Source organism: Mesorhizobium sp. LNHC209A00, assembly GCF_000502915.1.
Lineage (GTDB): Bacteria > Pseudomonadota > Alphaproteobacteria > Rhizobiales > Rhizobiaceae > Mesorhizobium.
Genome location: NZ_AYWT01000001.1, coordinates 289,377 through 313,461, shown reverse-complemented (window position 1 = coordinate 313,461; position 24,085 = coordinate 289,377). Strand labels below are relative to the sequence as shown.

19 protein-coding genes are annotated in these 24,085 nt (G+C 63.1%); 14 read left to right on the top strand and 5 right to left on the bottom strand.

All coding sequences use genetic code 11. The features are described 5' to 3' along the window. Nucleotides 1-60: 60 nt before the first annotated feature. The 4 genes from X739_RS164295 to X739_RS164310 are packed head-to-tail and all read right to left on the bottom strand — an operon-like array spanning nt 61 to nt 5,211. Nucleotides 61-648 (bottom strand): sarcosine oxidase subunit gamma, encoded by a 588-nt coding sequence (locus X739_RS164295; RefSeq protein ID WP_023791815.1) that lies wholly within the window; start codon nt 646-648, stop codon nt 61-63. Beyond that, nucleotides 641-3,634, bottom strand: a complete 2,994-nt coding sequence (locus tag X739_RS164300; protein ID WP_023791811.1) for a sarcosine oxidase subunit alpha — start codon at nt 3,632-3,634, stop codon at nt 641-643. Before X739_RS164300 ends, X739_RS164295 begins: the two co-directional genes overlap by 8 nt. After that, complete coding sequence (locus X739_RS164305; protein WP_015317398.1) at nt 3,631-3,927, bottom strand: sarcosine oxidase subunit delta; 297 nt, start codon at nt 3,925-3,927, stop codon at nt 3,631-3,633. Before X739_RS164305 ends, X739_RS164300 begins: the two co-directional genes overlap by 4 nt. A gap of 24 nt (nt 3,928-3,951) precedes the next feature. Then, nucleotides 3,952-5,211: a sarcosine oxidase subunit beta gene (locus X739_RS164310; protein WP_023769833.1), complete on the bottom strand. Its 1,260-nt coding sequence runs from the start codon at nt 5,209-5,211 to the stop codon at nt 3,952-3,954. Between the two features lie 205 nt (nt 5,212-5,416). On the opposite strand from X739_RS164310, the gene X739_RS164315 reads away from it, so the two are divergent. The 14 genes from X739_RS164315 to X739_RS164380 all read left to right on the top strand — a co-directional run bounded on the left by X739_RS164315 (nt 5,417) and on the right by X739_RS164380 (nt 22,847). Then, nucleotides 5,417-7,903, top strand: a complete 2,487-nt coding sequence (locus tag X739_RS164315; protein WP_023783085.1) for a mechanosensitive ion channel family protein — start codon at nt 5,417-5,419, stop codon at nt 7,901-7,903. Between the two features lie 210 nt (nt 7,904-8,113). Continuing rightward, nucleotides 8,114-8,377, top strand: coding sequence for a hypothetical protein (locus X739_RS164320; RefSeq protein ID WP_015317401.1), 264 nt, complete (start codon nt 8,114-8,116; stop codon nt 8,375-8,377). A 224-nt stretch (nt 8,378-8,601) separates the two neighbouring features. Beyond that, nucleotides 8,602-10,035, top strand: coding sequence for a UbiA family prenyltransferase (locus X739_RS164325; protein ID WP_023769835.1), 1,434 nt, complete (start codon nt 8,602-8,604; stop codon nt 10,033-10,035). Between the two features lie 2 nt (nt 10,036-10,037). After that, nucleotides 10,038-11,387 (top strand): FAD-binding oxidoreductase, encoded by a 1,350-nt coding sequence (locus tag X739_RS164330; RefSeq protein WP_023769836.1) that lies wholly within the window; start codon nt 10,038-10,040, stop codon nt 11,385-11,387. A 123-nt stretch (nt 11,388-11,510) separates the two neighbouring features. Next, complete coding sequence (locus X739_RS164335; protein ID WP_023783088.1) at nt 11,511-11,945, top strand: EamA family transporter; 435 nt, start codon at nt 11,511-11,513, stop codon at nt 11,943-11,945. After that, entirely contained in the window at nt 11,942-12,949 is a 1,008-nt protein-coding gene (locus X739_RS164340) for an NAD(P)-dependent oxidoreductase (protein ID WP_023769838.1), read from the top strand. The genes X739_RS164335 and X739_RS164340 overlap by 4 nt, the downstream gene beginning before the upstream one ends. Nucleotides 12,950-13,009: 60 nt before the next feature. Next, nucleotides 13,010-14,482, top strand: coding sequence for an aspartate aminotransferase family protein (locus X739_RS164345; RefSeq protein WP_023769839.1), 1,473 nt, complete (start codon nt 13,010-13,012; stop codon nt 14,480-14,482). Nucleotides 14,483-14,503: 21 nt separating this feature from the next. Further along, the gene (locus X739_RS164350) at nt 14,504-15,736 is read left to right on the top strand and encodes a glycosyltransferase 87 family protein (RefSeq protein ID WP_023769840.1); all 1,233 of its coding nucleotides are present in this window, start codon (nt 14,504-14,506) and stop codon (nt 15,734-15,736) included. Then, nucleotides 15,733-16,491, top strand: a complete 759-nt coding sequence (locus tag X739_RS164355; protein ID WP_023769841.1) for an FkbM family methyltransferase — start codon at nt 15,733-15,735, stop codon at nt 16,489-16,491. The genes X739_RS164350 and X739_RS164355 overlap by 4 nt, the downstream gene beginning before the upstream one ends. A gap of 152 nt (nt 16,492-16,643) precedes the next feature. Then, nucleotides 16,644-19,205 carry an FAD-dependent oxidoreductase gene (locus X739_RS164360; protein WP_023791800.1) on the top strand — a complete coding sequence of 854 codons (2,562 nt, stop codon included), beginning with the start codon at nt 16,644-16,646 and terminating at the stop codon, nt 19,203-19,205. Between the two features lie 94 nt (nt 19,206-19,299). Beyond that, nucleotides 19,300-20,148: a DUF1194 domain-containing protein gene (locus tag X739_RS164365; protein ID WP_023769843.1), complete on the top strand. Its 849-nt coding sequence runs from the start codon at nt 19,300-19,302 to the stop codon at nt 20,146-20,148. 112 nt (nt 20,149-20,260) lie between these two features. Next, nucleotides 20,261-21,211, top strand: coding sequence for an ABC transporter substrate-binding protein (locus X739_RS164370; RefSeq protein ID WP_023769844.1), 951 nt, complete (start codon nt 20,261-20,263; stop codon nt 21,209-21,211). Between the two features lie 68 nt (nt 21,212-21,279). Then, the gene (locus X739_RS164375) at nt 21,280-22,053 is read left to right on the top strand and encodes an ABC transporter permease (protein WP_023769845.1); all 774 of its coding nucleotides are present in this window, start codon (nt 21,280-21,282) and stop codon (nt 22,051-22,053) included. Continuing rightward, nucleotides 22,050-22,847, top strand: coding sequence for an ABC transporter ATP-binding protein (locus X739_RS164380; RefSeq protein ID WP_023769846.1), 798 nt, complete (start codon nt 22,050-22,052; stop codon nt 22,845-22,847). The genes X739_RS164375 and X739_RS164380 overlap by 4 nt, the downstream gene beginning before the upstream one ends. A 7-nt stretch (nt 22,848-22,854) precedes the next feature. Here the strand turns inward: X739_RS164380 and X739_RS164385 are convergent, their stop codons facing one another. Next, nucleotides 22,855-23,868: a GlxA family transcriptional regulator gene (locus X739_RS164385; protein WP_348625742.1), complete on the bottom strand. Its 1,014-nt coding sequence runs from the start codon at nt 23,866-23,868 to the stop codon at nt 22,855-22,857. Between the last annotated feature and the right edge of the window lie 217 nt (nt 23,869-24,085).

Here is a 24,085-nt window from a genome sequence, read left to right as displayed (position 1 = left end):
TCTCTAGCGGCAGAACCAGCCGGCATTGAGGCCAGAGGCCGCGGCTCTAAGGCCGCATGCCTACTGCACCTCGTAGCCGACTTCCTCGCTTGCGTGGCACAGCGCCTTCCAGAACGAGCGGGCGAAGGAGCGAAAGACATAGATGTCGAACTGGTCGGTGCCGGTGCGCTGGATCTGGGCGAAGACATCGTGATGCATTGTCGAGCGGCCGGCGCCGACCGGAAAGGCAGGCAGGGCGAAGTCGATGGCGAAGAATTTCGACAGCACCCATTCGGCTTTCGGCCCGGCAATGCGGATCGCGGTGCGGCCATGCGACAGGTCCGTCACCGTGCCGATGGCCGGCGTCACCGCCTTGGTCAATGCTACGGCCAGTCCTTCGGCTTCATCGGTCACCGTGAATTTTCCCGGCGCGGAACCGAATACCGCTTTCACGCCGTCGCTCGAGCCGCCGCCGGCGCCATCGGGCAGAGCAAGCCCGGTCACGGTGCGGATGGCCTCCATCAGTTTCTTTTCCTCGCCGGGCCATGCCGCGAGTTGCACGATCGAGCCCGGCCTGGTTTCGGTGAGCAGGATCTCGACGCCACGTTCGAAATTGCCGTGCGAGCCGACATGGAACTCCGGCTCGAGGGGCGATTGACGCTCAGCCATGCATGCGGGTTCCTTCCGGATCGTAGAAGTGGTTGGACACGATCTCCACGGGTCCGAAGCGGTTGCGCAAGGGATCGGAGACATGCGCACGCGTGCCGTGCCTGGCCTTGCCGCCCTTGACCAGCGCCAGCGCGATATGCTTGCCGAGCGCCGGCGAATAGCAGCAAGCGGTGATGTGCCCGATCGAGCCGTGCGGATTGGCTTCGTCGACGTCCTCGACAATGTGCGCGCCGCCATTGAGCGGCCGGTTGTCGAGCGCGATCAGGCCGACCAGATCCAGCCGCTCGGACGCGACGAGACCTTCCCGATCCATCATCGCGGAGCCGATGAACGGCTTTTTCTTCGACAGCATCCAGTCGAGATGCAGGTCGCGCGCGGTGGTGCGGCCATCGATCTCGGCGCCGGTGACATGGCCTTTCTCGATGCGCATCGTGCCCAGCGCCTCGAGGCCGTAGGTGACCAGCCCGAACGGCTTGCCGGCCTCGACCAGCGCTTCCCAGACATGGGTGCCATGGCCGGCGCCGGAATAGACCTCGAAGGCCATTTCGCCGGAGAAGGAAAGCCGGCAAATCATCACTGGAACGCCTGCGATCTCGCCGTGCACGATGCCCATGAAGGGCAAGGTGGCGTTGTCCACGGCAGTGCCGGTGACGCAGGCTGCCAAAATCTGCCGCGCTTTCGGGCCGCCGATCGCGGCTCCCGCCCATTGGTCGGTCACCGAGGTGACGTGGACCTTGAGTTCCGGCCAGATCACGTCGAGGAAATATTCCAGATGCTGCATCACCTTGCCGGCATTGGCCGTGGTGGTGGTCATCAGGAAATCCTGTTCGCCCAGCCGCCAGGTGGTGCCGTCGTCGAAGGCAAAGCCGTCCTCGCGCAGCATCAGCCCATAGCGCGCCTTGCCGACGGCGAGCGTCGAGAACATGTTGGTGTAGACACGGTCGAGGAACGCGGCGGCGTCGGGACCCTGCACGGCGATCTTGCCCAGCGTCGAGACATCGACGATGCCCGCGCTGTCGCGCGTCGCCTTGGCTTCGCGCACATAGGCCTGTTCGACAGTTTCGCCCGAAAGCCCGTAGATCATCGGGCGGTACCAGAGGCCGGCGGAGTACATGGTCGCGCCATTGTCGACATGCCAATCATGCATCGGCGTCAGCCGCTCGGGCTTGAGGTCGCCGAAGCGCTCGGCTGCCAGCGAGCCGATCGAAACCGGCGCGAAGGGTGGCCGGAAACGGGTGGTGCCGACTTCTGGGATCGGTTTGCCGAGTGCTTCCGCCATGATGGCAAGGCCGGGGACGTTGGAGCTCTTGCCCTGGTCGGTGGCCATGCCGAGTGTGGTGTAGCGCTTCAGGTGCTCGACAGAGACGAAGCCTTCGCGATGCGCCAGGCGGACATCCTCCGCCGTGACGTCGTGCTGAAAGTCGACAAAGCTCTTGCCGCTGCCCTTGATTTCGACCACCGGCGCGGGATTTGGATCTCCGGGAGGTGCCTCGACAGTGGGCAGCGCCGCCGGCGTTGGGGTCCCGCCACTCGCGGCAAGGCCCGCGGCGCGCCCTTCGGCCATCGCCTCTACCGTCGAAAAGCTGCCGGTGAACGCGCCGGCGCCGATCCAGCTTTGCGTCGGCTTGGGCGGCAGGAAGGCCTGCCGGGCCGCGTTCCATTCAGCCTTGGCGCCGGCCTGGCTGGCCAGATGGATGGTCGGCGACCAGCCGCCGGACATCAGCACGCAATCGGCGTGGATGCTGCGCGCATCGCCGCTCAGCGCACCCGCGACCATGTCGAAGCGCTGAACCTTGAGGCCGGACAAGGCCTTGCCGCCTTCCGTGCCGACCACCGCATGGCCGGAAAGCAGTTCCGCCTCGGCTTCGCCGGCCAGGGCGCCCATCTCGGTGGATGGTTGCGCGCGCACGTCGACGATGGCAACGATCGCCGCACCTGCCTGCTTCAGCGCCAGCGCCGAACGGTAGGCGCTGTCATTGTTGGTGAACAGCACGATCCGCTGCCCCGGCAGCACGCCGAATTCGTTGGCGTAGCGCGCCGCCGCATGCGCCAGCATCACGCCGGGCCGGTCATTGCCCGGAAACACCAGCGGCCTTTCGAAGGCGCCGGTGGCCAGCACCACGGATCCGGCGCGGATCGCCCAGTATCGATGGCGCGGCTCACCCTTGGCGGGCTGCGCCTTGTGGTCGCTGACCCGCTCGAGCGCGGCAAGCGTATTGTTGTCGTAGTAGCCCCAGACGGTGGTGCGCGGCAGAAGCCGGACATTGTCTCGCACTTCAAGCTGGGCCACGGTACGCCGCACCCAATCAGCGGCGGGGGCGCCATCGATGGTTTCGCCGGACCAGTTGGCCGATCCGCCGAAGCGCGGCTCGAGATCGGTCAGGATCACACGGGCGCCCTGATCGGCGGCTGCCTTGGCGGCCATTAGCCCGGCCGGGCCGGAGCCGACCACAAGCACATCGCAAAAGGCGTTCATGCGCTCGTAGCGGGCCGGGTCCTTCGCCGATCCGGCGCTGCCGAGGCCGGCGGCGCGGCGGATGAACTGTTCGCAGAACATCCAGAAGCGCGTGCCTTTCAACGGGCCGACAACCGGTCCCATGAAGGTCTTATAGTAGAACCCGGCCGACAGCAGTTTGCCGCCGAGCTGGTTGACGGCATGGATGTCGAAGGCAAGCGAGGGGAAACGGTTCTGGCTGACGGCGACCAGCCCGTCATGGATCTCGACCATTGTCGCCGGAATGTTGGGTTCGCGCACCTCGCCCTTCAGCACCGTCACCAGCGCGTTGGGCTCCTCGACGCCCGCGCTCAGCAGGCCGCGCGGCCGATGGTATTTGAAAGAACGTCCTAACAGGGTGACGCCATTGGCCAGCAGCGCGGACGCCAGCGTGTCGCCGCCATGCCCGGTATAGGCAACGCCGTCGAAGGTGAAGCGGATCGTCTTCAGCCGGTCTATGCGGCCGCCGGTGTCGGTGCGGCGCGGGCTCATGGCTTGTCCTCCGCCTTGCGGCGAGCGGCCGAGCTGTGATCGCCACGCGCGAAGGCGACACTGGAAATCTCGTGCGTCAGCGTGTTGCGCACGACCCTCAGGTGAGCCCGGCAGCCACCGGAATGTTGCCAGATTTCATTGTGGTCGCCGGCCGGGTTCAGCCGGTCGTAGACATAGGCATTCCAGGCCTCGAAATTCTGCGAAGCGGGGTCGGGACGTTCGCGGTTGCCGTCACCCTGATAGGTGAACTCGATGACATCGCGCGGGCCGCAATAGGGGCAAGTGATCAGCACGGAATGTTCCTAATGAAGCCTTGTCTAGTGAAGCCTCGGGTTTGCACCCTGGCCCTTGTCGTCGATCACCAGCCCCCGATGAAAGCGGTCCAGCGTGAACGGGGCGTTGAAATCGTGCGGTTGATCCTTGGCGATGGTCCAGGCAAAGCACCAGCCGGAAGCGGGCGTTGCCTTGAAGCCGCCATAGCACCAGCCGCAATTGAGATACATGCCGGGCAGGGGCCCCATGGTGATGATCGGCGAGCCGTCCATCGACATGTCGCAGACGCCGCCCCAGGAGCGCAGCATGCGCACACGCGCAAGGCCCGGGAAAAGGGCCAGCATCTCGCTCATCACCTCGTCAACGATGGGCAGGTTGCCGCGCTGAGCGTAGCTGTTGTAGCCGTCGATGTCGCCGCCATAGACAAGGCCGCCCTTGTCGGACTGCGACATGTAGAAATGGCCCATGCCGAAGGTCACGACCGTGTCGATGAAGGGTTTCAGCGATTCGGTGACGAAGGCCTGCAGCACATGGCTTTCGATCGGCATCGTCTCGACGCCGGCGAGTTGCATGACCCGTCCGGTGCTGCCAGCCACCGCGACCGCTACCTTCTTGGCCCTGATATCGCCGCGCGAGGTGGCAACGCCGGTAACCCGGTCGCCGTCGCGCAGGAAACCGGTGACCTCGCAATTCTCGATGATGTCGACGCCGCGCCGGTCTGCGCCGCGCGCATAGCCCCAGGCGACGGCATCGTGCCGGGCGGTGCCGGCCCGCCGCTGCATCAGGCCGCCGACCACGGGAAAGCGTGCATCATTGGAGATGTCAAGCGCCGGGATCAGGCGCTTGATCTCGGCTGGTGTCATCAATTCCGCATCGACGCCGAGATGGCGCATCGCGTTGCCGCGTCTTGCGTAGTCGTCGAACTGAGCCGGCGTGTGCGCCAGATTCAGGCAGCCGCGCTGCGAGAACATGACATTGTAATTGAGCTCGTGCGACAGGTTTTCCCACAGCTTCATAGAATGTTCGTAGAAGCGGGTGTTGGCGGGCAGCAGGTAATTCGAGCGAACGGCCGTGGTGTTGCGGCCGACATTGCCGGACCCCAGCCAGCCTTTCTCCAGCACCGCGACATTGGTGATGCCGTGTTCCTTGGCTAGATAGTAGGCGGTCGCCAGCCCATGCCCGCCGCCGCCGATGATGATGACGTCGTAGGAGGCCTTCGGATCCGGCTTGCGCCAGGCCGGCTTCCAGTCCTTGTTTCCCTTGAGCGCGTTCGCGAGCAGCGAAAGGGCCGAGTACTCTGCCATGTGTATGATGTCCGTTGCGGGCGATGCGGCAGACTATAGAGCAGGGGGCTGATGCAAAGCCAATATTGCGCCATCGCCTTTCGACTGGCCGACGCTTGAGCAGCGCGATCGTCGCGGTGACTTGCCCCATGATATGGCCGTCTTTATCAAGGACAGGCTTTTTGATGCCTTTNTGCCTTTGCCGCCCGCGAGTCGCCTATTCATCATGTTTTTTCGATTGCTTCGCCTCATCCTGGTCCTGGCGCTTGTCGTTTCGGCGCCGCTGTCGTTCGAGGCGGCGGCGCAAGGCGTTGGCCAGGCGCCCGCCGGACTGGTCGCCGACCAGCAAAAGATCATTCAGGGCCTGGCGACAAAGGCCGACAATTTCGAGAAGCAGATACAGCAGGATGGCGAGGACGACAGCAACCTCGTCGACATCCGCCTGCAGCTCGAGGAATTGTCACGGCAATCGCTGACCAGCGCGCTGGCGTTCCGCACACGGCTGGGCGAAATCAACAGCAGGCTCGAACAGCTCGGGCCGCCGCCCCCCTCCGGCCAACCGGCTGAACCCGGCATCGTCAGCGCCGAACGCGAGGGGCTGACATCCGAAAAGGCCGAGATCAACGCGGTCATCGCGCAAGCTCAATCCTTGTCGATCCGCATCAGCGGGCTGATCGACAAGATCGGCAACATGCGCAGCGCGCTGTTCCGCAATCTTTTGACCAAGCGCTACGTGCTCTCGGACGCGTTGAGCCCGCAGGTGTTTTCCGACGCGCGCGACGAGTTCGGCAATTTCTACAAGGCGGTGTCGTCCTGGCTGAGCTTCGCCATCAAGTTCAAGTTCCAGGCTATCCTGGCGGCGACTTTCGTGGCGCTCGGCCTGGCGCTGGTGCTGCTGGTCGGCGGGAGGCGCCTGTTCGGGCGGGTGTTCGAGGCCGATCCGACCAATGAGGACCCATCCTATCTCAGCCGCCTGTCGGTGGCCTTCTGGTCGACCTTGCTGCCGACGCTGGCGGTGGCCGCCTTTCTCGGCTCGACGATCTTCTTCTTCAATTACTACAACGTGTTGCGCGGCGATATTGGCCTCTTCCTCAATGCGTTGGCCACCGTCATCGGCGTGGTGTTCTGTGTCAATCGGCTGACCAACGCGGCACTCGAACCGCGTTTGCCCAACTGGCGGCTCATCCCCGTCGAAACCGGGCCGGCGCGCTGGCTGGTCCGCCTGACCACCGCCATGGCCGTGGTGATCAGCTTCAACACCTTCCTGTCGGTCGTGAACGACAAGATGGGGTCGCCGCTGTCGCTGACCATCGCGCGCAGTTTCGTCGCCACCATCATCGTCGGCGTTATCCTGATCCTGATGGCGATGCTGAGGCCGTTCAGGGCGCGTGACGGAAGCTGGCGCCCATGGCCGGCCTGGCTGCGCTACACCTCGCTCGGGCTGGGGCTTTTCACCATCATCGCGGCGCTGCTCGGGTATATCGGCCTTGCTCTGTTCGTCTCGCTACAAGTCGTGGTCACAGGCACCGCGTTGATAACGGCCTATATCGGCTTCCTGTCGGCGCAGGCGATCGGCGAGGAGGGTGCTTTCGCCAACACCTCGGTCGGGCGTTGGCTGTCGGCCAATTCCAGCTATGAAGATACCGCACTCGACCAGCTCGGCCTGGTCGTCAGCATTGCCATCAACGTGATGATAGTGCTGGTGTTTCTGCCGCTGATCCTTTTGATGTGGGGCTTCCAGCCCGGCGATATCGAGGCGTGGGCGTACAAGCTCGCCACCGGAATCAATATCGGTTCGGTGACCATTTCGGTCACCGGCATCCTGTCGGGCATCGTCGTCTTCGTCATCGGCTATTTCCTGACGCGCTGGTTCCAGGGCTGGCTTGACGGCTCGGTCATGGCGCGCGGCAAGGTCGACGCCGGTGTGCGCAACTCGATCCGGCTGGCGGTCGGCTATGCCGGCGTGGCACTCGCCGCGCTGGTCGGCATCTCGGCGGCCGGCATCGACCTTTCCAGCCTGGCGCTGGTCGCGGGTGCTCTTTCCCTCGGTATCGGCTTTGGCCTGCAGAATGTGGTGTCGAATTTCGTCTCCGGCCTGATCCTTTTGGCCGAGCGGCCGTTCAAGGTCGGCGACTGGATCGTGGCCGGCGACGTCAGCGGCACGGTCAAGAAGATCAGCGTGCGTGCCACGGAGATCGAGACTTTCCAGCGGCAGTCGGTGATCCTGCCCAATTCGAACCTGATCAACAACGCCGTCGGCAACTGGACGCACCGCAACAAGCTCGGTCGCATCGACATCAAGGTGGGCGTCGCCTATGGCAGCGACGTCAAGCAGGTCCACGCGGTGCTGCTGGATATCGCGCGCAGCCATCCGCTGGTGCTGAAGAACCCCGAGCCTTTCGTCTTGTTTTCCAATTTTGGACCCGCCGCACTCGAATTCGAGATCCGCGTGTTCCTGGCCGATGTGATGAACGGCAACATCGTGCAGAACGACGTCCGCTTCACCGTGCTGGAAAGATTCGACGACCAGCACATCGAAATCCCGTCCACGCCGCGCGCGGTCGTCGAGGCCAAGAAGCACGTGGCATGGCCGACCGACGACGACAAGATCGAGGCCGATTTCGCCGAACGGGAAGAGGCCAAGGCGCAAGCCGAGGCCGAAGCGAAAAAGCTGCCGAAGCAGCGCAAGTCGAAGAAACCCGATCCGGATTAGGCTCTGGATCCTCCTGCCGGGCTGCCATTGCCGACAACACCGCATTGCCGGGGGCCAGGTTGACGGGGGTATGTGCGAAAGCCAAAGCCAATTGCGGCATGAATGCGGCATTCAGTTGCGGTTCAGCTTCCATCTCATATAAGTTCCCATGCAAAGGCGAGAATGCCTTGTGGAAATGCAACAGAGGCGGTGGGAACACCGATATTGCAAATGTGGAAGTCTCTCGTCGCTGCCGTGGCCTTGCTCGCCGTGAGCGGCTCGGCCCATGCCGCTAGCGCGGTCAACAAGGACGCCGAGACACGCACGCTGGTCGTGACCGAGGGCGGCAGCAAGACCGAGCTTGCGCTGGCTGGCGGTGAAACCGTCGAGTTCTGCCAGAGTGGCTGTTTTGTCACCTTGCCCAATGGCGACCTTGAAGCGCTGACCGGTTCGGAAACCGTGGAGATTTCAGGCGGCGTCGCCCGCATCAAGTAATCTCGGTCGCATGATTGGAAAGGCCGGGCGTTTGCTCGGCCTTTTATCGTTTCCGGTAGCTGTTGTTTAACAATGACGATGGAAATACGGCAGCGGCAGCCCTTTGCAACCGTACGTTTTAATGTTCGCTAGGCGATCCCCCGCTATACCAGCATCAAGACGCCGAAACACGGCGCTCAACGGGTTCCGGTTTCCGGATCAGACGCTGGCAGGGCAGGACGGGCATGGACGCGCGGTCGGACAGGAACGCAATACCGCTTGCGGTCGATCTCGACGGCACGCTGATCGCGACGGACCTTTTATGGGAAGGATTGTTCATCCTCCTCAAGAAGAACCCGCTCTATTTCTTCCTGGTGCCTTTCTGGGTTGCCGGCGGACCGGCGCGGCTGAAGCAGGCGATCGCCCAACGCATCGACATCGACCCCGCCACGCTGCCCTATCGGGCGCCACTGCTCGACCGGCTCCGCACCGAGCACGCCGAAGGCCGCAAGCTCGTACTGGCCACCGGCACGCCGCGCAAGTTCGCCGACGCCATTGCTGTCCATCTCGGCATTTTCGACCGGGTACTGGCCACCGACGGCCTCGACAATCTCACTTCGGGAAAGAAGCGAGCCTCGCTCCTTGCGGCCTATGGCGATGCCGGTTTCGACTACGCCGGCAACAGCCGCCATGACCTCCAGGTCTTCGACGCGGCGCGCAGCGCGATCGTGGTGGCGCCGGACCGTCATGCCGCGCGCTGGCAGGCGGCGCATGGTGCCGAAACGATGCCGGCGCCCAAGCCGACATTGCGGACCATCGTCAAGATGCTGCGCGTCCACCAGTGGCTGAAGAATTCGCTGATCGCCGTGCCGATGATGCTGTCGCACGAATACTTCAATTCAAACATGATCTGGGAATGCCTGCTGGCGGTCATCTCGTTCAGCGCGGTGGCGTCGGCGATCTATATCCTCAATGATTTCTTCGACCTTGCGCTCGACCGCAAGCATCTGACCAAGCGCAACAGGCCGTTCGCCAGCGGTGCGCTGTCTATTCCGTTCGGCCTTGGCGCAATCGCGGTGCTGCTGGCGATCGGCGTCGGCACCGGGCTGTTCCTGTCGCTTGAATTCCTGGCTGTGCTCGGTGGCTACATGGTCGTCACCACGGCCTATTCGCTATCGTTCAAGCGCATGCTTCTGGTCGACGTGCTGACGCTTGCCGGCCTCTACACCATTCGTGTGCTCGCCGGCGCGGCCGCCACAGGCGTCGACGTCTCGTTCTGGCTGCTCGCCTTCTCGATCTTCTTCTTCCTGTCGCTGGCACTGGTGAAGCGCTTTGTCGAATTGCGCACCACAGCCATTCCGCCCGGCGAACGCATTGCCGGCCGCGGCTATCGCACCGAAGACCAGGAGATTGTCGCCCAGGCCGGCATGGCTTCGGCGTTCTCCTCGGCGCTGGTGCTGGCGCTCTACATGGACAGCGTCGCGGTGCGCGAACTCTATCCGCATCCCTGGCTGATCTGGCCGCTGGCGCCGATCGTGCTTTATCTCACCATGCGTGTCTGGATCCTGGCGCGCCGCGACGAAATGCACGACGACCCGGTCGTCTTCATCATTCGCGACTGGCGCAGCCAGATCGTGGTGGCGATCGGCGCGGTGCTGCTGGTCATCGGGGGCTGGTAGGCATGGCGGAACGCCTCCAGAGCTTTGGCCTTGCCACGCCGCCAGCGGCAAGGGCGATCCAAGCCGATGACGCCATTGCGCTGCTGAAGGGCGGCCAGGCCAGGCAAGCGTCGCTGCTTGCCTATGGCAACGGCCGATCCTACGGCGATTCCTGCCAGAACCAGCTCGGCACTGTCGTCGACATGCGGCCCCTGAACCGCATTCGCGGCTTCAACGCCGAGAGCGGTCTGCTCGAAGCGGATGCCGGGGTGCTGCTCGCGGATGTCATTGCACATGCCGCGCCTCATGGCTTCTTCCCGGCGGTGGTGCCCGGCACACAATTCGTCACGCTCGGCGGCGCCATTGCCAACGATGTCCATGGCAAGAACCATCACCGGCGCGGCACGTTCGGTTGCCATGTGGAAAGCTTCACGCTGCTTCGGTCGGATGGACACAGCTATCGCTGCTCTGCGACCGACAATCCGTGCCTGTTTCGGGCGACCATCGGCGGTATGGGCCTCACCGGCCTGATCCTGTCGGCTTCGATCCGGCTGATGCGGGTTTCGTCGCTCGATATCGTGGAAAAGACGACGCGTTTTCGCGACCTCCGCGAATATTTCGATCTTGCCGAAGCGGCGGACCAGGCCAATGAATATGCCGTCGCCTGGATCGACCAGCTCGCCGGTGGCCGCAACAGCGGACGGGGGCTGCTGTTTACCGGCAACCACGCCGAGCACGGCTCGCACGCGGCCGCGCGTGCGAGCGCGAAATTCTCCGTTCCGCTCCAGCCGCCTTTCAACGTGCTCGGCCGACCGTTCCTGACCGCTTTCAACGCAGCCTACAGGTGGAAAAAGGGGCAGTCCAAGGCGCCGCGCCGGGTCGGATACCAGGGCTTCTTCTTCCCGCTCGACGGTGTGCGCGACTGGAACAGGCTCTATGGCCCGAAAGGTCTGTTCCAGCATCAGAGCGTGGTCCCGGAAGAGGCCGCGCGCGCAACCGTGCCGGCACTGCTCACGGCGGCCAGGCAGGCCGGGCAGGGGTCGTTCCTCACCGTCTTGAAGCGCTTCGGCGGCGTCCGCTCGCCGGCACTGCTGTCGTTCCCTCGTGCGGGTTACACGCTGACGCTGGACTTCCCCAACAGGGGAGCGGCGACGCTTGCGCTGCTCGGCGAACTCGACCGCATGACGATCGCGGCTGGTGGGGCGGTCAATCCTTACAAGGATGCGCGCATGAGTGCCGCAACCTTCGTCGCTTCGTTCCCGGAGTGGCCGAGGCTGGAAGCGCTGCGCGATCCCGCCTTCATGTCCGGCTTCTGGGCGCGCACGGCCGGGAGTATCGACCTGCGGCGGCGCGATGCAGAGGCGGCCGAATAGATAAACTTAGAATGAATTGTGGTTTACGAACGCTTAACATCAACATTTACCCAAAAAATGTCTTCGGGTTCACGAAATCTTTTCAGATTTGTATTACCTAATATCACAGGGGCGGCGGACTACATGAAATATATCGTCTTCATTTTGTTTACGGTCATGACAAATGCTGCTGCGCAGCTGATGCTGAAGCAAGGCATGATGTCGCTCGGACCGATTTCATTCGAGGGCGCCAATCCGCTGATCAAGCTGTTGCAGATCGTCTTCAGCCCCTGGGTCTTCCTTGGCCTGTGCACCTTCGTCATTTCGATGGCCTCGCACCTCTACGTGCTTTCCAAGGTCGAGCTTTCCTTCGCCTATCCGTTTCTGAGCCTGGCTTACGTCGCGGTCGCGATCTTTGCCTATTTCGTCTTCCGGGAGGACCTGAATGGTTGGCGCATCGCCGGCATTGCCTTGATCTGCGTAGGCACGGTGCTGATCGCGCAAAGTGGGCGAGGGCATGAAGATCAGAGCGCTTCCATCACGCCCGACAAGATACAAGCAAACGAGATCGTTCGATGAGACATGTGATTTTCGGGGGTGACGGCTTTGTTGGCCGTCACCTGGCGCCGAAGCTTGTGGCCGACGGTGAAGAGGTTGTCGTCGCCGACATCGCCAGGAGCGACCTTGCGCATTACCGCACTGTCCGCTTCATCAAGTGCGACGTCACCGACCAAGGCTCGGTTGCCGCGGTCGGGCTGAAGGCCGACGACATGGTCTACAATTTATCGGCCAAGATGCTGTCGCCGATCCAGGTGCGGGCGAAGCGACACGACTTCTTCTTTCCGGTCAATTTCCACGGCACCGAGCACATCCTGCAGGCCATGGACAAGGCTGGTGCCCCCAGGCTCGTCCACTATACGACCGACATGATCTATGGTCACACCGTTACCCAGCCGATGACGGAGGAGCATCCGGTCGCGCCGCTCGGCGAATATGGCTGGTCGAAGCAGAAGACCGAGGAACTGGCGGCCGAATGGCGCAAGCGCGGCATGTCGATCTCGCTGTTTCGCCCGCGCCTTATCATCGGCCCCGGCCGGCTCGGCATCCTCGAAAAGCTGTTCAAGCTGATCGACTGGAACTTTCCCGTGCCGATGATCGGTTCGGGCCGCAACCCTTATCAGTTCATCTCGGTGTTCGACTGCGCCGAGGCGGCGCGCGCCGCGTGGAAGGCCGGTGTGCCCAACGAGGCCTATAACCTTGGGTCGCTCAATCCGCCGCCGGTGAAGAAATTGCTTGGCGACCTGATCCGGCATGCCGGATCGAAGTCGATCCTGCTGCCTACACCCGGCTGGGCGGTCAAGCGCACGCTCGACCTGCTCGACCTCGCAAACATGCCGATCATGGATCCGGAGCAATATCTCATCGCCGACGAGGACTGCGTGCTCGACGTGTCCAAGGCCGAGCGGCAGCTCGGCTGGGTGCCGCGGTACCGCGACGAGGACATGCTGATCGCCGCCTACAGCGAATACCGCGCCAAGAAGACCGGGCCCGCCGTCGCCACCAAACATGTGCCCGCCGAATAGGGGCGCGCCGAAAAGTTTATTGCGCACGACGCCAGTCTCGGGCGCGAACAGGAGATTGAAATGACCGTCATGGCCAAGCCGGAACAGACGAATACGCGCACCCTGGTCAGCGCGCCGACACTGTCGCCCGCCACCACCGCCAAGCCCGATCTGATCAGCGTCGAGCAGGCCAAGTCGATGGATATCGCAGGGATGACCGACCTGTTCAAGGCGCATCTCAACCCCGGCCAGCTGCATTTCATGAAGCTGCTCGGCTTCCACAAGATCAAGATCGAACGTGCTGAGGGCATGTTCTACATCGACCAGAAGGGCCGCAAGATCCTCGATTTCTTCGGCGGCTTCGGGTCGCTGGCCTTTGGCCACAACCATCCGCGCATTCTGGAAGTACGCAAAAAATTCCAGGAGGAAAAGCGGCAGGAAATCGCCATCGCCTTCATGTCGCAATATGCGGCCGCGTTGGCGCACAACATCGCCAAATGTTCGCCTGGCGATCTCGACATGGTGTTTTTGGGCTCGTCCGGCTCGGAAGCGATGGAAGCGGCGGTGAAGCTTGCCGAGCGTGCCGCCGGCCCGAAGCGACCGAAAATCGTCTATGCCGAGAATTCATTCCACGGCAAGACCAAGGGTGTACTGGGCATCACCGACGGCCAGCTCTATCGCGCCGACTTCAGGATGGCCGACAACACCGTCCGCATTCCCTTCGCCGATATCGAGGCCGTAGAGCGCCTGTTCCGCTCCGATCCGGAGATCGGCGTCATCGTGCTGGAAACCATCCAGGGCGGCGGTGGCATCATCCAGGCGCCGACTGAATACTGGCAGAAGCTGCGGGCGCTGTGCGACCAGCATGGTGTGCTGTGGGTCGCCGACGAAGTGCAGTGCGGCTATGGCCGCTCGGGCCGCTTCTATGCCTTCGAGCATCATGGTGTCGTGCCCGATGTGACGGCACTGGCCAAATCGCTGGGCGCCGGCAAGGCCGCTGTCGGCGCGATGATTGCGCGCCGCGAAATCTACATGAAGGCCTACGGCACGCCGAAGACGGCGATGATCCACGCCATGGCCACTTTCGGCGGCATGGGCGAGGCGTGTGCCACTGCGATCGAGGGCATCAACGTGCTTTACGACGAGGGGCTGATCGACAACGCCGCCGTCACCGGCGAGTACCTGCTGCAGCGGCTGCAGACACTAAGGGAAAAATACCCGAAGATCATCAAGGACGTGCGCGGCAAGGGTTTCATGGTGGGGCTGGAGTTCCACGACTTCTCGCAGACCTTGCCGATGGTGCTGCGCCCCATCGTCAGCGTGCTCGACGACAAGCTGAAGGGTTCGCTGTCCGGTTTCGTCGGCGCGCTGCTGCTGCGCGACTACGACGTGCTCGTCGCCTTCACCGAATACAACCGCAATGTCATCCGGCTCGAGCCGCCGCTGATCTGCCGGCGCGAGCATGTCGACCGCTTCGTCGATGCCTTCGACGGTCTCTTGTCGCGCGGCATCGTGGCGATCGTGAAGGATTTCGTCAAAAGCCAAGTCAGCTGAAACGAACGTCGCTGAGAAGACATGCTGACCAAGTCGCCCGCTCCGCAAAATCCACTCGACCGGCTCGCCGAGGCCGGTCTGGCGTGGGGCGAGGGGACCTATGCGCGGCTGGCGGCTCCGATCGGTGCGGCTGCCTTCGCCCTCTATATGCTTTTGACGGCGTTCACGGCCTGGGTGATGCCCGACGCCAACTGGGACATGCTGCCCTATCTCGCAATATCGGAGGAGGGCACCTACCCGGATGCGCAGGCGCTGCATGACTATGCCTACAACACCGTAAAATCGGGAGTCTCGGCGGGCGACTACAAGGCGCTGACCGACGATGGCGACGGTTTCCGCAGCCACATGGCGCAGAACGCCGCCGACTTCCATTCGTTGCTCGGCATGTACCGGATCAAGTTCCTCTATGCCGAAATCCTGTCGACGCTGAGTTCCGTAATGTCGCCAGTCGAAGCGATGCGACTGGTGCAGGTGTTTTCGGTCCTGCTGTTCGGCGCGATCACGCTGCTTTGGCTGCGCGGGGAAAAGGCATTGGCGTTGGCGCCGGTGGTCGGCGCGGTGCTGATCATGGCCGATTTCGGCGACGCCGCGCGCGCTTCGACACCGGACCTGCTTACCTCGGCGCTGTTGCTCGGCGGTCTCTTCACTTATGTCCGAGGCCGCGAGGCGGCGACGGCTATCCTGCTCTTCCTCGCCTTCATGGTGCGGCCGGACAACATAGTTTTTCTCGCCGTTTTCGCTGTGCTGCTGGTCTTGTTCCGGCAGAGGGCCTGGGGCGCGCTGGTCGGGTTTGCCGCTTCGCTCGCCGCGTATTTCGCCATTTCGCACTGGGCCCATCATCCCGGCTGGTGGCCGCATCTGTGGTTTTCCAGTATCGGGCAGCACTACAATATGGACGGGTTCGAGCCGGCTTTTTCCGCCACTGCCTATCTCCGGGCGTTTGCCGCCTCGCTGCTGCGCGCCATCAACCTTAACAGCTGGGTCGGAGTCTCGGTTCTGGCGCTGGCCGGGTGGTTCGCGGCCCACCGCGCCGGCTTCAGGCTCGGTCGCCGCGCGGGCATTCTGTTTGCCGCGCTGGTGCTCGGTGCGCTGGCCAAATTCAGCGTCTTCCCGATTCACGACACGCGCATCTATTTCCCGCATCTGATCCCGCCATTCCTGCTGCTGGCACCGCCTTTCATGGCGTTGTGGGCGGAGGTCGCCGGCGGCCAGCACCGCGCCGCCCTGCACATCATACCAGGAGACAAATCATGAGTTCAGTTTCCAACCTGGCGCGCATTGCCCTGTCGCTCGGCCTTCCCGCCGGCCTGCTCGATCGCGGGCCTTCGCTGCGCGGCACCAAGTTTTTGGCCAAGGCGGCGCTGAAGGCACGCTTCGGTGATACCGGCCGGCCATTCCAGATGGTCAATGTCGGCGCCTGCGATGGCGCGCTGTTCGATGACGTGACGCCGTGGCTGCACCGCATTCCAAGGGCCCGCGCCATGCTGGTCGAGCCGATCCCGTACAACCAGAAACGGCTGCGCGCCAATTACCCTGACACGGACCGCTTCGTCATCGAACCCGTCGCGGTGACGCGAACAAAAGGCACGATCACCGTCCACACCTTTGACGCTGCCGCACTGGAAGCCGGCACGCTGCCGATCGAGTTCATCGGCTGCTCGTCGGTGACCGACACCAATTTGATGTCGGGCAAGAATGCCTGGGGCGAGGCCGACGCCAACTTCAACAAGTTCGCGCCGCATCTGAAAGACATTGAGGTGCCGTCGGAGACCTTGCAGACATTGCTCGACCGCAACGGCATCACCCATATCGACGCCTTCCTCGTCGATTGCGAAGGCGCCGACTGGATCGTGTTCGAGCAACTCGACCTCAAGCGCTATCGTCCCGGCATGATCAAGGTCGAGGTTGGTGCGCTGCCCGCGCCGGAGATCGGACAGGTGGTGGTCAAGCTGAAGACAGCGGGCTACCAGGTCGGCTTCCAGGCCGAGGACGTCTGGGCTTTCGCCTGACGAGTAGATGTTTTTCCTGATTTGCGGAGGGGTCGCGCCGCATCCGAGGCGTGTCGCAAACAGGCGGTAGCGCCGTCCCCGTCGCCTGCATATTGTGCCCCGATCAGACGGGCGCCGACGCCGCCCGCAACAGCATTCTGGAGTCGCGGGCAATGGCAGAGTTTCCGAAAAAGGCGAAGGTCGTCATCATTGGCCTCGGCGGCATTGTCGGCGCATCGATCGCCCATCACCTGATCGAGCGCGGCTGGGACGACATTGTCGGCATCGACAAGTCGGGCATTCCCACCGATATCGGCTCGACCGCGCACGCTTCCGATTTCTGCTACACCACCAGCCACGATTTCCTGTCGTGCTGGACGACGCTCTATTCCATCGATTTCTACGAGAAGATGGGTCATTACGCGCGCGTCGGCGGCCTCGAGGTCGCCCGTGTCGGCGACGACGGACGCATGGACGAGATCAAACGCAAGATCGCCTCGGCCAAGGCGTTCGGCACACGCGCCCGTTTGATCGATCCCGCCGAGATCAAGGATAAATTCCCGCTCATCGAACAGGATCTGGTGCAGGGCGGCCTATGGGATCCGGATGCCGGCCTCGTTATTCCGCGCTCGCAGACCGTTGCCGGCAAGCTGGTCGACCAGGCGGAAGCGTCCGGCAAGCTCAAATCCTTCGCCAACACGCCGGCGAAGTCGCTCGTGGTCAAGGACGGCCGCATCAGTGCCGTGGTGACCGACCGCGGCACGATCGAGGCCGACTATGTCATCGTCTGCGCCGGCATCTGGGGCCGGCTGATCGCCGAGATGGTCGGCGAGGACCTGCCGGTCATGCCGATCGACCATCCGCTGACCTTCTTCGGCCCATATACCGAGTTCGCCGGCACCGGCAAGGAGATCGGTTGGCCTCTGCTGCGCGACCAAGGCAACTCGGCCTATATGCGCGACACCGGCGATCCCAAGACCGCCGAGGGGGGCCAGATCGAATGGGGTTACTACGAAGAGACCAATCCGCGCCTCTGCCATCCGCGCGACCTGCTGGAGAAGGACCAGGCACGGCTGTCGCCGTCGCAGCGTGATCTCGATATGGAGCAGATCCTGGCGCCGCTCGAGCGCGCCATGGAACTGACGCCGATCCTGGGCGAACTCGGCTATAATGAAAGCCATTCCTTCAACGGCCTGCTGCAGGTGACGGCCGATGGCGGCCCTTCCATGGGCGAGAGCCAGAAGGTGAGGGGCCTGTGGTACGCTGTCGCCATCTGGGTCAAGGACGGCCCTGGCATGGGCAAGCTGATCGCCGACTGGTTGACGGACGGCCGCACCGCGATCGACCACCACGCCATCGACTATGCGCGCTTCTATCCGCACCAGACCGAGGAACAATTCATCTGGGATCGCTGCACCGAGACGGCGATGAAGGTTTACAACCCGGCGGTGCATCCGCGCGAACCCTTCTCCAAGGCCCGCAACATCAGGCGCTCGCCGTTCTGGGAGCGTGAAAAGGAACTCGGCGGTTATTTCATGGAGCTGGGCGGATGGGAGCGTGCGCATGGCTATGCCGCCAACGAGCATCTGCTTGAGAAGTATGGCAACCGCGTGCCGGTGCGCGAGAACGAATGGGACAACCGCCATTTCTGGCGTGTCTCCAACGCCGAGCATCTGGCGATGAGCGAAGATTGCGGCATCGTGAACCTCTCGCATTTCTCGATGTATGACATCGAAGGGCCCGACCATGTCGCGCTGCTGGAATGGCTGTGCGCGGCCAAGATCGGCGGCGACAACAACATCGGCAAGGGCATCTATACCCACTTCCTCGATGAGGAAGGCATGGTGCGCGCCGACTTCACGGTGATCCGCATGGCCGACCGCTGCCGGCTGATCGACGGCGCCGACGCCGGCCCGCGCGACTTCCAGTACATGCGCCGCACGGCTCAGGACAAAGGGTTCGACGTCACCATCACCGACGTGACCGAGAAGTACGTCACCATCGGCATCTGGGGGCCGAATGCCCGCACGACGTTGCAAAAGGTGGTCGAGAGCCCGGATGGGCTTTCGCCGGAGAATTTTCCGTTCGCGGCGATCAAGCCGGTCCGGATCGGCGGCAAGGACGTTACGGCGTTCCGTATCTCCTATGTCGGCGAGCAGGGCTGGGAACTGCATATGCGCTACGAGGATGGTCTCGCCGTCTGGGACGCGCTGCGCTCGACCGGTGTCATGCCATTCGGCGTCGAGACCTACGCCAATACGCGCCGCATGGAGAAGAGCCTGCGGCTGCAGAATGCCGACCTCTTGACCGAGTATAATCTGCTGGAAGCCGATCTCGCCCGCCCGAAGGTCAAGGAGAACGATTTCTGCGGCAAGGCCAAGCATTTGGAGTATCGTGAGCGCGCGCACCAGCCGGCGATGCTATGCACGTTGGTGATGACCGAGAACAAGGATTCCAGGGGTGTCGCCCGTTATCCCGTCGGCATCATGCCGGTGATGGACCCCGAGAGCGGGGAAACGCTGGTCGACGAACTCGGTCGCCGCTCCTTCACGACATCGGTCGCCTATGGCCCGACGATCGGCAAGAACATCGCGCTCGCCTATCTGCCCTGGGCCTATGCCCAGGAGGGCCGCAAGCTCAAGGTCGAGTATTTCGGCGAGACCTATCCGGTTGAAGTCGCCAGTGTCGGCTACAAGCCGCTTTACGACCCGGAGAATCTCAAGCCGCGGAGCTGAGCCTTCGCCAAGAATTTCGCGCGCATTTGGATGAGCCCGGCCCAGGTCGGGCTTTTCTCTTTTTCAGCTGTCGATTCTGGCTTACCCTAGCGGCATGTCTGGTTTTGGCACTGCAAGACATCTGCTTTCGAGCGCCGTTGCCCTGGCGGTTACGTTCTGGCTGGCGCCAATGTCCCGCGCCGACGAGCCGGTCGATGTCGAGTTGGTGCTGGCGGTGGACGTGTCGCTGTCAATGTCGGCCGACGAGCTCGAGATCCAGCGTCATGGCTACGCGGCGGCGCTGACGCACGACAATGTGCTGCAGGCGATTGCCGATGGCGCCTATGGCAAGATCGCCGTCACCTATGTCGAATGGGCCGGCACCAACTGGCAACGCGTCATCGTGCCGTGGACAGCGATCGCGACCCGGGCCGACGCGGAGCGGGTGGTGGCGCAATTGTCGGCTCAGCCGCCCAACAGCGCGCGGCGCACCTCGATCTCCGGCGCGCTGGAGTTCGGCAGCGACCTTTTCGCCGAAAGCGGCTACCAGGGAACCAAGCGCGTCATCGACATTTCGGGCGACGGGCCAAACAACCAGGGCGCGCCGGTCAATCTCGCCCGCGACGGGGTGGTCAGGCAAGGCATAGTCATCAACGGCCTGCCGCTGATGACCCGAGGCGGCTTTTCCGGCGTCTATGACGTCAACGATCTCGATCGCTACTACAGCGACTGCGTCATCGGCGGTCCCGGCGCCTTCATGATCCCGGTCAACGACTGGACGCAATTTCCCGAAGCCATCCGCCGCAAGCTGGTGCTGGAGCTCGCCGGCCCGGCGTCACGGCAATGGGCGGCGGCGGAGGCGGATCATCCGCCAGTGGTGCTGGCGCGGGACAAACCCGCCGCCGACTGCCAGGTCGGCGAGAAAATGTGGCGCAACCGCAACTGGATGCCCGACACCAGATAGCGCAATACCAAACCGGTTGCCGGCTGCTTTCCGCGCGAACACGGTCCTGTTGATTGACAAGCCCATCGGCTCTGTGAACAATTTCCCGCAGAAAAACAAAAGGGGAACCGATATGAACAGAATAACCGTGCTTGCCGCGACATTGACGCTTGCCGCGGGCTTGTCCGCGCCAGCGAAGGCCGCCACATCGCTCACCATCGGCATCAGTGGATGGACCGGATTCGCGCCGCTGACACTTGCCAAGCAGGCAGGGCTGTTCGAGAAGCATGGGCTCGACGTGACCTTGAAGAAGGTGCCGCAGGCCAGCCGTCCGCTCGCCATCGCCAGCGGCGACCTGCAATGCGCCGCCACCACGGTCGAGACCTGGCTGGTCTGGAACGCCAGCGGGGTGACCACCAAGCAGATTTTCCAGCTCGACAAATCCTATGGCGCCGATGGCATCGTGGTGCGCAACGACATCAAGACAGTCGCCGATCTCAAGGGCAAGACCGTCGCTTCCTCGGCGCCTGGAACGTCTCCCTACTTCCTGCTGGCCTGGGTGCTGAACAAGAACGGCATGTCGACCAAGGATGTCACGGTCGTCAATCTCGAACCCGACGCGGCGGCGCAGGCCTTCCTCGCCGGCCAGAACGATGCGGCCGTCACCTATGAGCCCTTCATCTCGGCCGTGCGCGACAAGGCCGACCAGGGCCATATCCTGGCGACCACGCTCGACTATCCGATGGTTCTCGACACGGTCGGCTGTACGCCCGAATTCCTGAAGGCCAATCCCGACGCCGCCAAGGCGCTTGCCGACAGCTATTTCGACGCCCTCGACATGATCAAGAAGGAGCCGCAGAAATCCTACGAGATCATGGGCGCCGACGTGAAACAGTCGGCCAAGGAATTCGAGGATTCGGCAAAGTACCTGAAATGGGCCGACAAGGCCGAGAACAAGCAGTTCTTCACCAAGGAATTCCAGGACTTTTCCAAGACCGCCGGCGATCTGCTGCTGCAGATGGGGCTGATCAAGGAGGCACCCGACGTCGCCACACTGGCCGACACCAGCGCCGTGGCGAATTAACGGTTCAACCCCTGGGCACCGTGCGGTGGCGCAGAGCGCCGCCGCCTTGCCGCTGACAAAGGACGAAGATGCGCCCCTTGCATCCTGTCTCTCCGAGCCTGCGAAGCGTGCTCGGTATCTCTTTCTTCGTGCTGTTCGTGGCCTTCTGGGCTTGGATCACGTTTGGCGGCCACGTCAACCGCATCTTCCTCGCCGATCCGCTGTCGATGCTGCGGGACGGCTGGCGGCTGCTGGTCGAGGATCGTTTCTGGCTCGACATACTGATCACCATCTGGCGGGTATTCGGCGGCTTTGTACTGGCCTCGGTCGTCGCGGTGCCGCTCGGCATCGCCATGGGCGCCTGGAAGCCGGTGGAAGCGTTTCTGGAACCCTTCGTCTCCTTCGCCCGCTACCTGCCGGCGTCGGCCTTCATTCCGCTGCTCATCCTTTGGGCCGGCATTGGCGAGCTGGAAAAACTGCTTGTCATCTTCGTCGGCTCGGTGTTCCAGATCATCCTGATCATTGCCGTCAAGGTTGGGGCCACGCGGCGCGACCTGGTCGAGGCCGCCTATACGCTGGGCTCGACCAACAACGGCATCGTCAGGCGGGTCATCATGCCGGCCAATGCGCCCGAGATCGCCGAGACGCTACGGCTGGTGCTCGGCTGGGCCTGGACCTATGTCATCGTGGCCGAATTGATCGGCTCATCGTCGGGCATCGGGTACATGATCATCAACAGCCAGTCGCGGCTGGCGACCGGGCAGATCATCTTCGGCATCATCATCATCGGCCTGATCGGGCTGTTGTCCGATTTCGCGTTCAAGGCGTTCAACCGCTGGCTCTTTCCATGGAGCCTGGCGTGAGCAAGCTTCTTATCGAGGGTGTCTCGCGAACCTTTGCCGGCGTGCGGGGTGGGGAACCCGTCAAGGCGCTTTTACCAATCGTTCTGGCGGTGGCGGCCAACGACTTCATCACCGTTTTGGGACCGTCCGGTTGCGGAAAGTCGACACTGTTGAGGATCGTCGCCGGCTTGGAGGCGCCGAGCGAAGGCCGTGTTCTGCTAGACGGCAGGACGGTGACACGGCCCGGGCCGGACCGCGGCATGGTCTTCCAGTCCTACACGCTGTTTCCATGGCTGACGGTCGCCGAAAACATCGGCTTCGGCCTGCGCGAACGCCGCACGGCCGAAAAGGAGCGGGACGACATCGTCGCTTCCTATGTCGATCTCGTCGGGCTGAGGGGGTTCGAGAACCATTGGCCGAAGCAGCTGTCCGGTGGCATGCAGCAGCGCACGGCGATCGCCCGGGCGCTGGCCAACGATCCCGAAATCCTGTTGCTGGACGAGCCGTTCGGGGCGCTGGATAACCAGACACGCGGGCTGATGCAGGAATTGCTGCTCGGCATATGGGAACGGCGCAAGAAGACGGTGCTGTTCGTCACCCACGACATCGAGGAGGCGATCTTCATGGCCTCGCGCGTAATCGTGATGACGGCGCGGCCCGGCCGCATCAAGTCGGATGTCGCCATCGACCTGCCGCATCCCAGGCACTACACGCTGAAGACCAGTCCCGAATTCTCGGCGTTGAAGGCGCGACTGACCGAGGACATCCGCGTCGAGGCGATGCGAACGGCGCAAGTGCGGTCGGCCGAGACCTGATGCGGGATCAGGCCGCCAGCAATTGCTTGCGGTCGACGCGTTCCTGCTGCGGCGAGCGGGCGTAGAGCTCGCGGTAACATTTCGAGAAATGCGAGGCCGAGACGAAGCCGCAGGCGACCGCCACCTCGACCACCGGCAGCGACGACTGGATCAAGAGATGCCGGGCGCGGTCGAGGCGGATTTCGAGGTAGTAGCGGGCGGGCGACCGTCCCATCTCGGTGCGGAACAGGCGCTCGATCTGGCGGCGCGACAGGTCGACATGGTCGGCGATCTCGATCAGCGACAGCGGCTCGGACAGATTGGCCTCCATCAGCTCGATGATGGTCAGTACTTTCGAGTTCTGCACGCCGAGGCGGGCGCGCAGCGGCAGGCGCTGGCGGTCGGTCGGACTGCGCACACGATCGGTTAGTACCTGCTCGCACACGCGGTTGACGAGGTTCTCGTCGAAATCGTCGCCGATCAGCTTCAGCATCATGTCGAGCGCGGCGGTGCCGCCGGCGCAGGTGTAGATGTTCTGGTCGATCTCGAACAGGTCGGCAAAGACATTGGCCTTCGGAAACGCTTCGGAAAAACCGGGCAGGTTTTCCCAATGGATGGCACAGCGCTTGTTGGACAGGAGCCCGGCTGCGGCGAGGATATGCGCACCGGTGCACAGGCCGCCGACCGCGACGCCGCGATTGTATTCCTCGCGCAGCCAGGCAAAGGCCGACTTGTTCTGGTAGCGCTCGACATTGGTGCCGCTGCAGACGATGGCCATGTTGGGGCGATCCGGCCCTGCCATCTTCTTGCGTTCCTCCTCCAGCGAGGTGTTGACCGCACACTCGACGCCGTTCGAGGCGCGCACCGGCTTGCCGTCGATGCTGGCGAGGCGCCAGCGATAGGCCTCGTAGCCGAGCATCCGATTGGCGGAGCGCAGCGGGTCCAGCGCGGTCGCAAAAGCGATCATGGTGAAATCGGGAACAAGGAAGAACACAAACGATCGCTTGATCGGATGCTTGACGGCGTTCACGGGGAACCTCATCTGGCCATGACGCGAACAGGATGTCGCGAATAGCATAGCGTCATCAGGAAAAACCATTCCTGTCAATTGGCTAGTCGGCTTTGGCAAGATTAAATTTGCGACATGGGTCGCAAATGGGCAATCGCCGCGCGGTGCCTACTCGAACTAGGCCCCCGTCGGCTTGTGAGAGCGATGGAAGCGCAACAAATAAACGCCGCCTCGGCGGACCGAGGCGGCG

Excerpts from the sequence above, each read along its gene's own strand:
- X739_RS164315 (WP_023783085.1), top strand. The coding sequence starts at position 5,417 with ATGTTTTTTCGATTGCTTCGCCTCATCCTGGTCCTGGCGCTTGTCGTT.
- X739_RS164300 (WP_023791811.1), bottom strand. The coding sequence starts at position 3,634 with ATGAGCCCGCGCCGCACCGACACCGGCGGCCGCATAGACCGGCTGAAG.
- X739_RS164310 (WP_023769833.1), bottom strand. The coding sequence starts at position 5,211 with ATGGCAGAGTACTCGGCCCTTTCGCTGCTCGCGAACGCGCTCAAGGGA.
- X739_RS164370 (WP_023769844.1), top strand. The coding sequence starts at position 20,261 with ATGAACAGAATAACCGTGCTTGCCGCGACATTGACGCTTGCCGCGGGC.
- X739_RS164365 (WP_023769843.1), top strand. The coding sequence starts at position 19,300 with ATGTCTGGTTTTGGCACTGCAAGACATCTGCTTTCGAGCGCCGTTGCC.
- X739_RS164335 (WP_023783088.1), top strand. The coding sequence starts at position 11,511 with ATGAAATATATCGTCTTCATTTTGTTTACGGTCATGACAAATGCTGCT.
- X739_RS164385 (WP_348625742.1), bottom strand. The coding sequence starts at position 23,868 with ATGAGGTTCCCCGTGAACGCCGTCAAGCATCCGATCAAGCGATCGTTT.
- X739_RS164345 (WP_023769839.1), top strand. The coding sequence starts at position 13,010 with ATGACCGTCATGGCCAAGCCGGAACAGACGAATACGCGCACCCTGGTC.
- X739_RS164355 (WP_023769841.1), top strand. The coding sequence starts at position 15,733 with ATGAGTTCAGTTTCCAACCTGGCGCGCATTGCCCTGTCGCTCGGCCTT.
- X739_RS164330 (WP_023769836.1), top strand. The coding sequence starts at position 10,038 with ATGGCGGAACGCCTCCAGAGCTTTGGCCTTGCCACGCCGCCAGCGGCA.
- X739_RS164295 (WP_023791815.1), bottom strand. The coding sequence starts at position 648 with ATGGCTGAGCGTCAATCGCCCCTCGAGCCGGAGTTCCATGTCGGCTCG.
- X739_RS164340 (WP_023769838.1), top strand. The coding sequence starts at position 11,942 with ATGAGACATGTGATTTTCGGGGGTGACGGCTTTGTTGGCCGTCACCTG.
- X739_RS164360 (WP_023791800.1), top strand. The coding sequence starts at position 16,644 with ATGGCAGAGTTTCCGAAAAAGGCGAAGGTCGTCATCATTGGCCTCGGC.
- X739_RS164320 (WP_015317401.1), top strand. The coding sequence starts at position 8,114 with ATGTGGAAGTCTCTCGTCGCTGCCGTGGCCTTGCTCGCCGTGAGCGGC.
- X739_RS164350 (WP_023769840.1), top strand. The coding sequence starts at position 14,504 with ATGCTGACCAAGTCGCCCGCTCCGCAAAATCCACTCGACCGGCTCGCC.
- X739_RS164325 (WP_023769835.1), top strand. The coding sequence starts at position 8,602 with ATGGACGCGCGGTCGGACAGGAACGCAATACCGCTTGCGGTCGATCTC.
- X739_RS164375 (WP_023769845.1), top strand. The coding sequence starts at position 21,280 with ATGCGCCCCTTGCATCCTGTCTCTCCGAGCCTGCGAAGCGTGCTCGGT.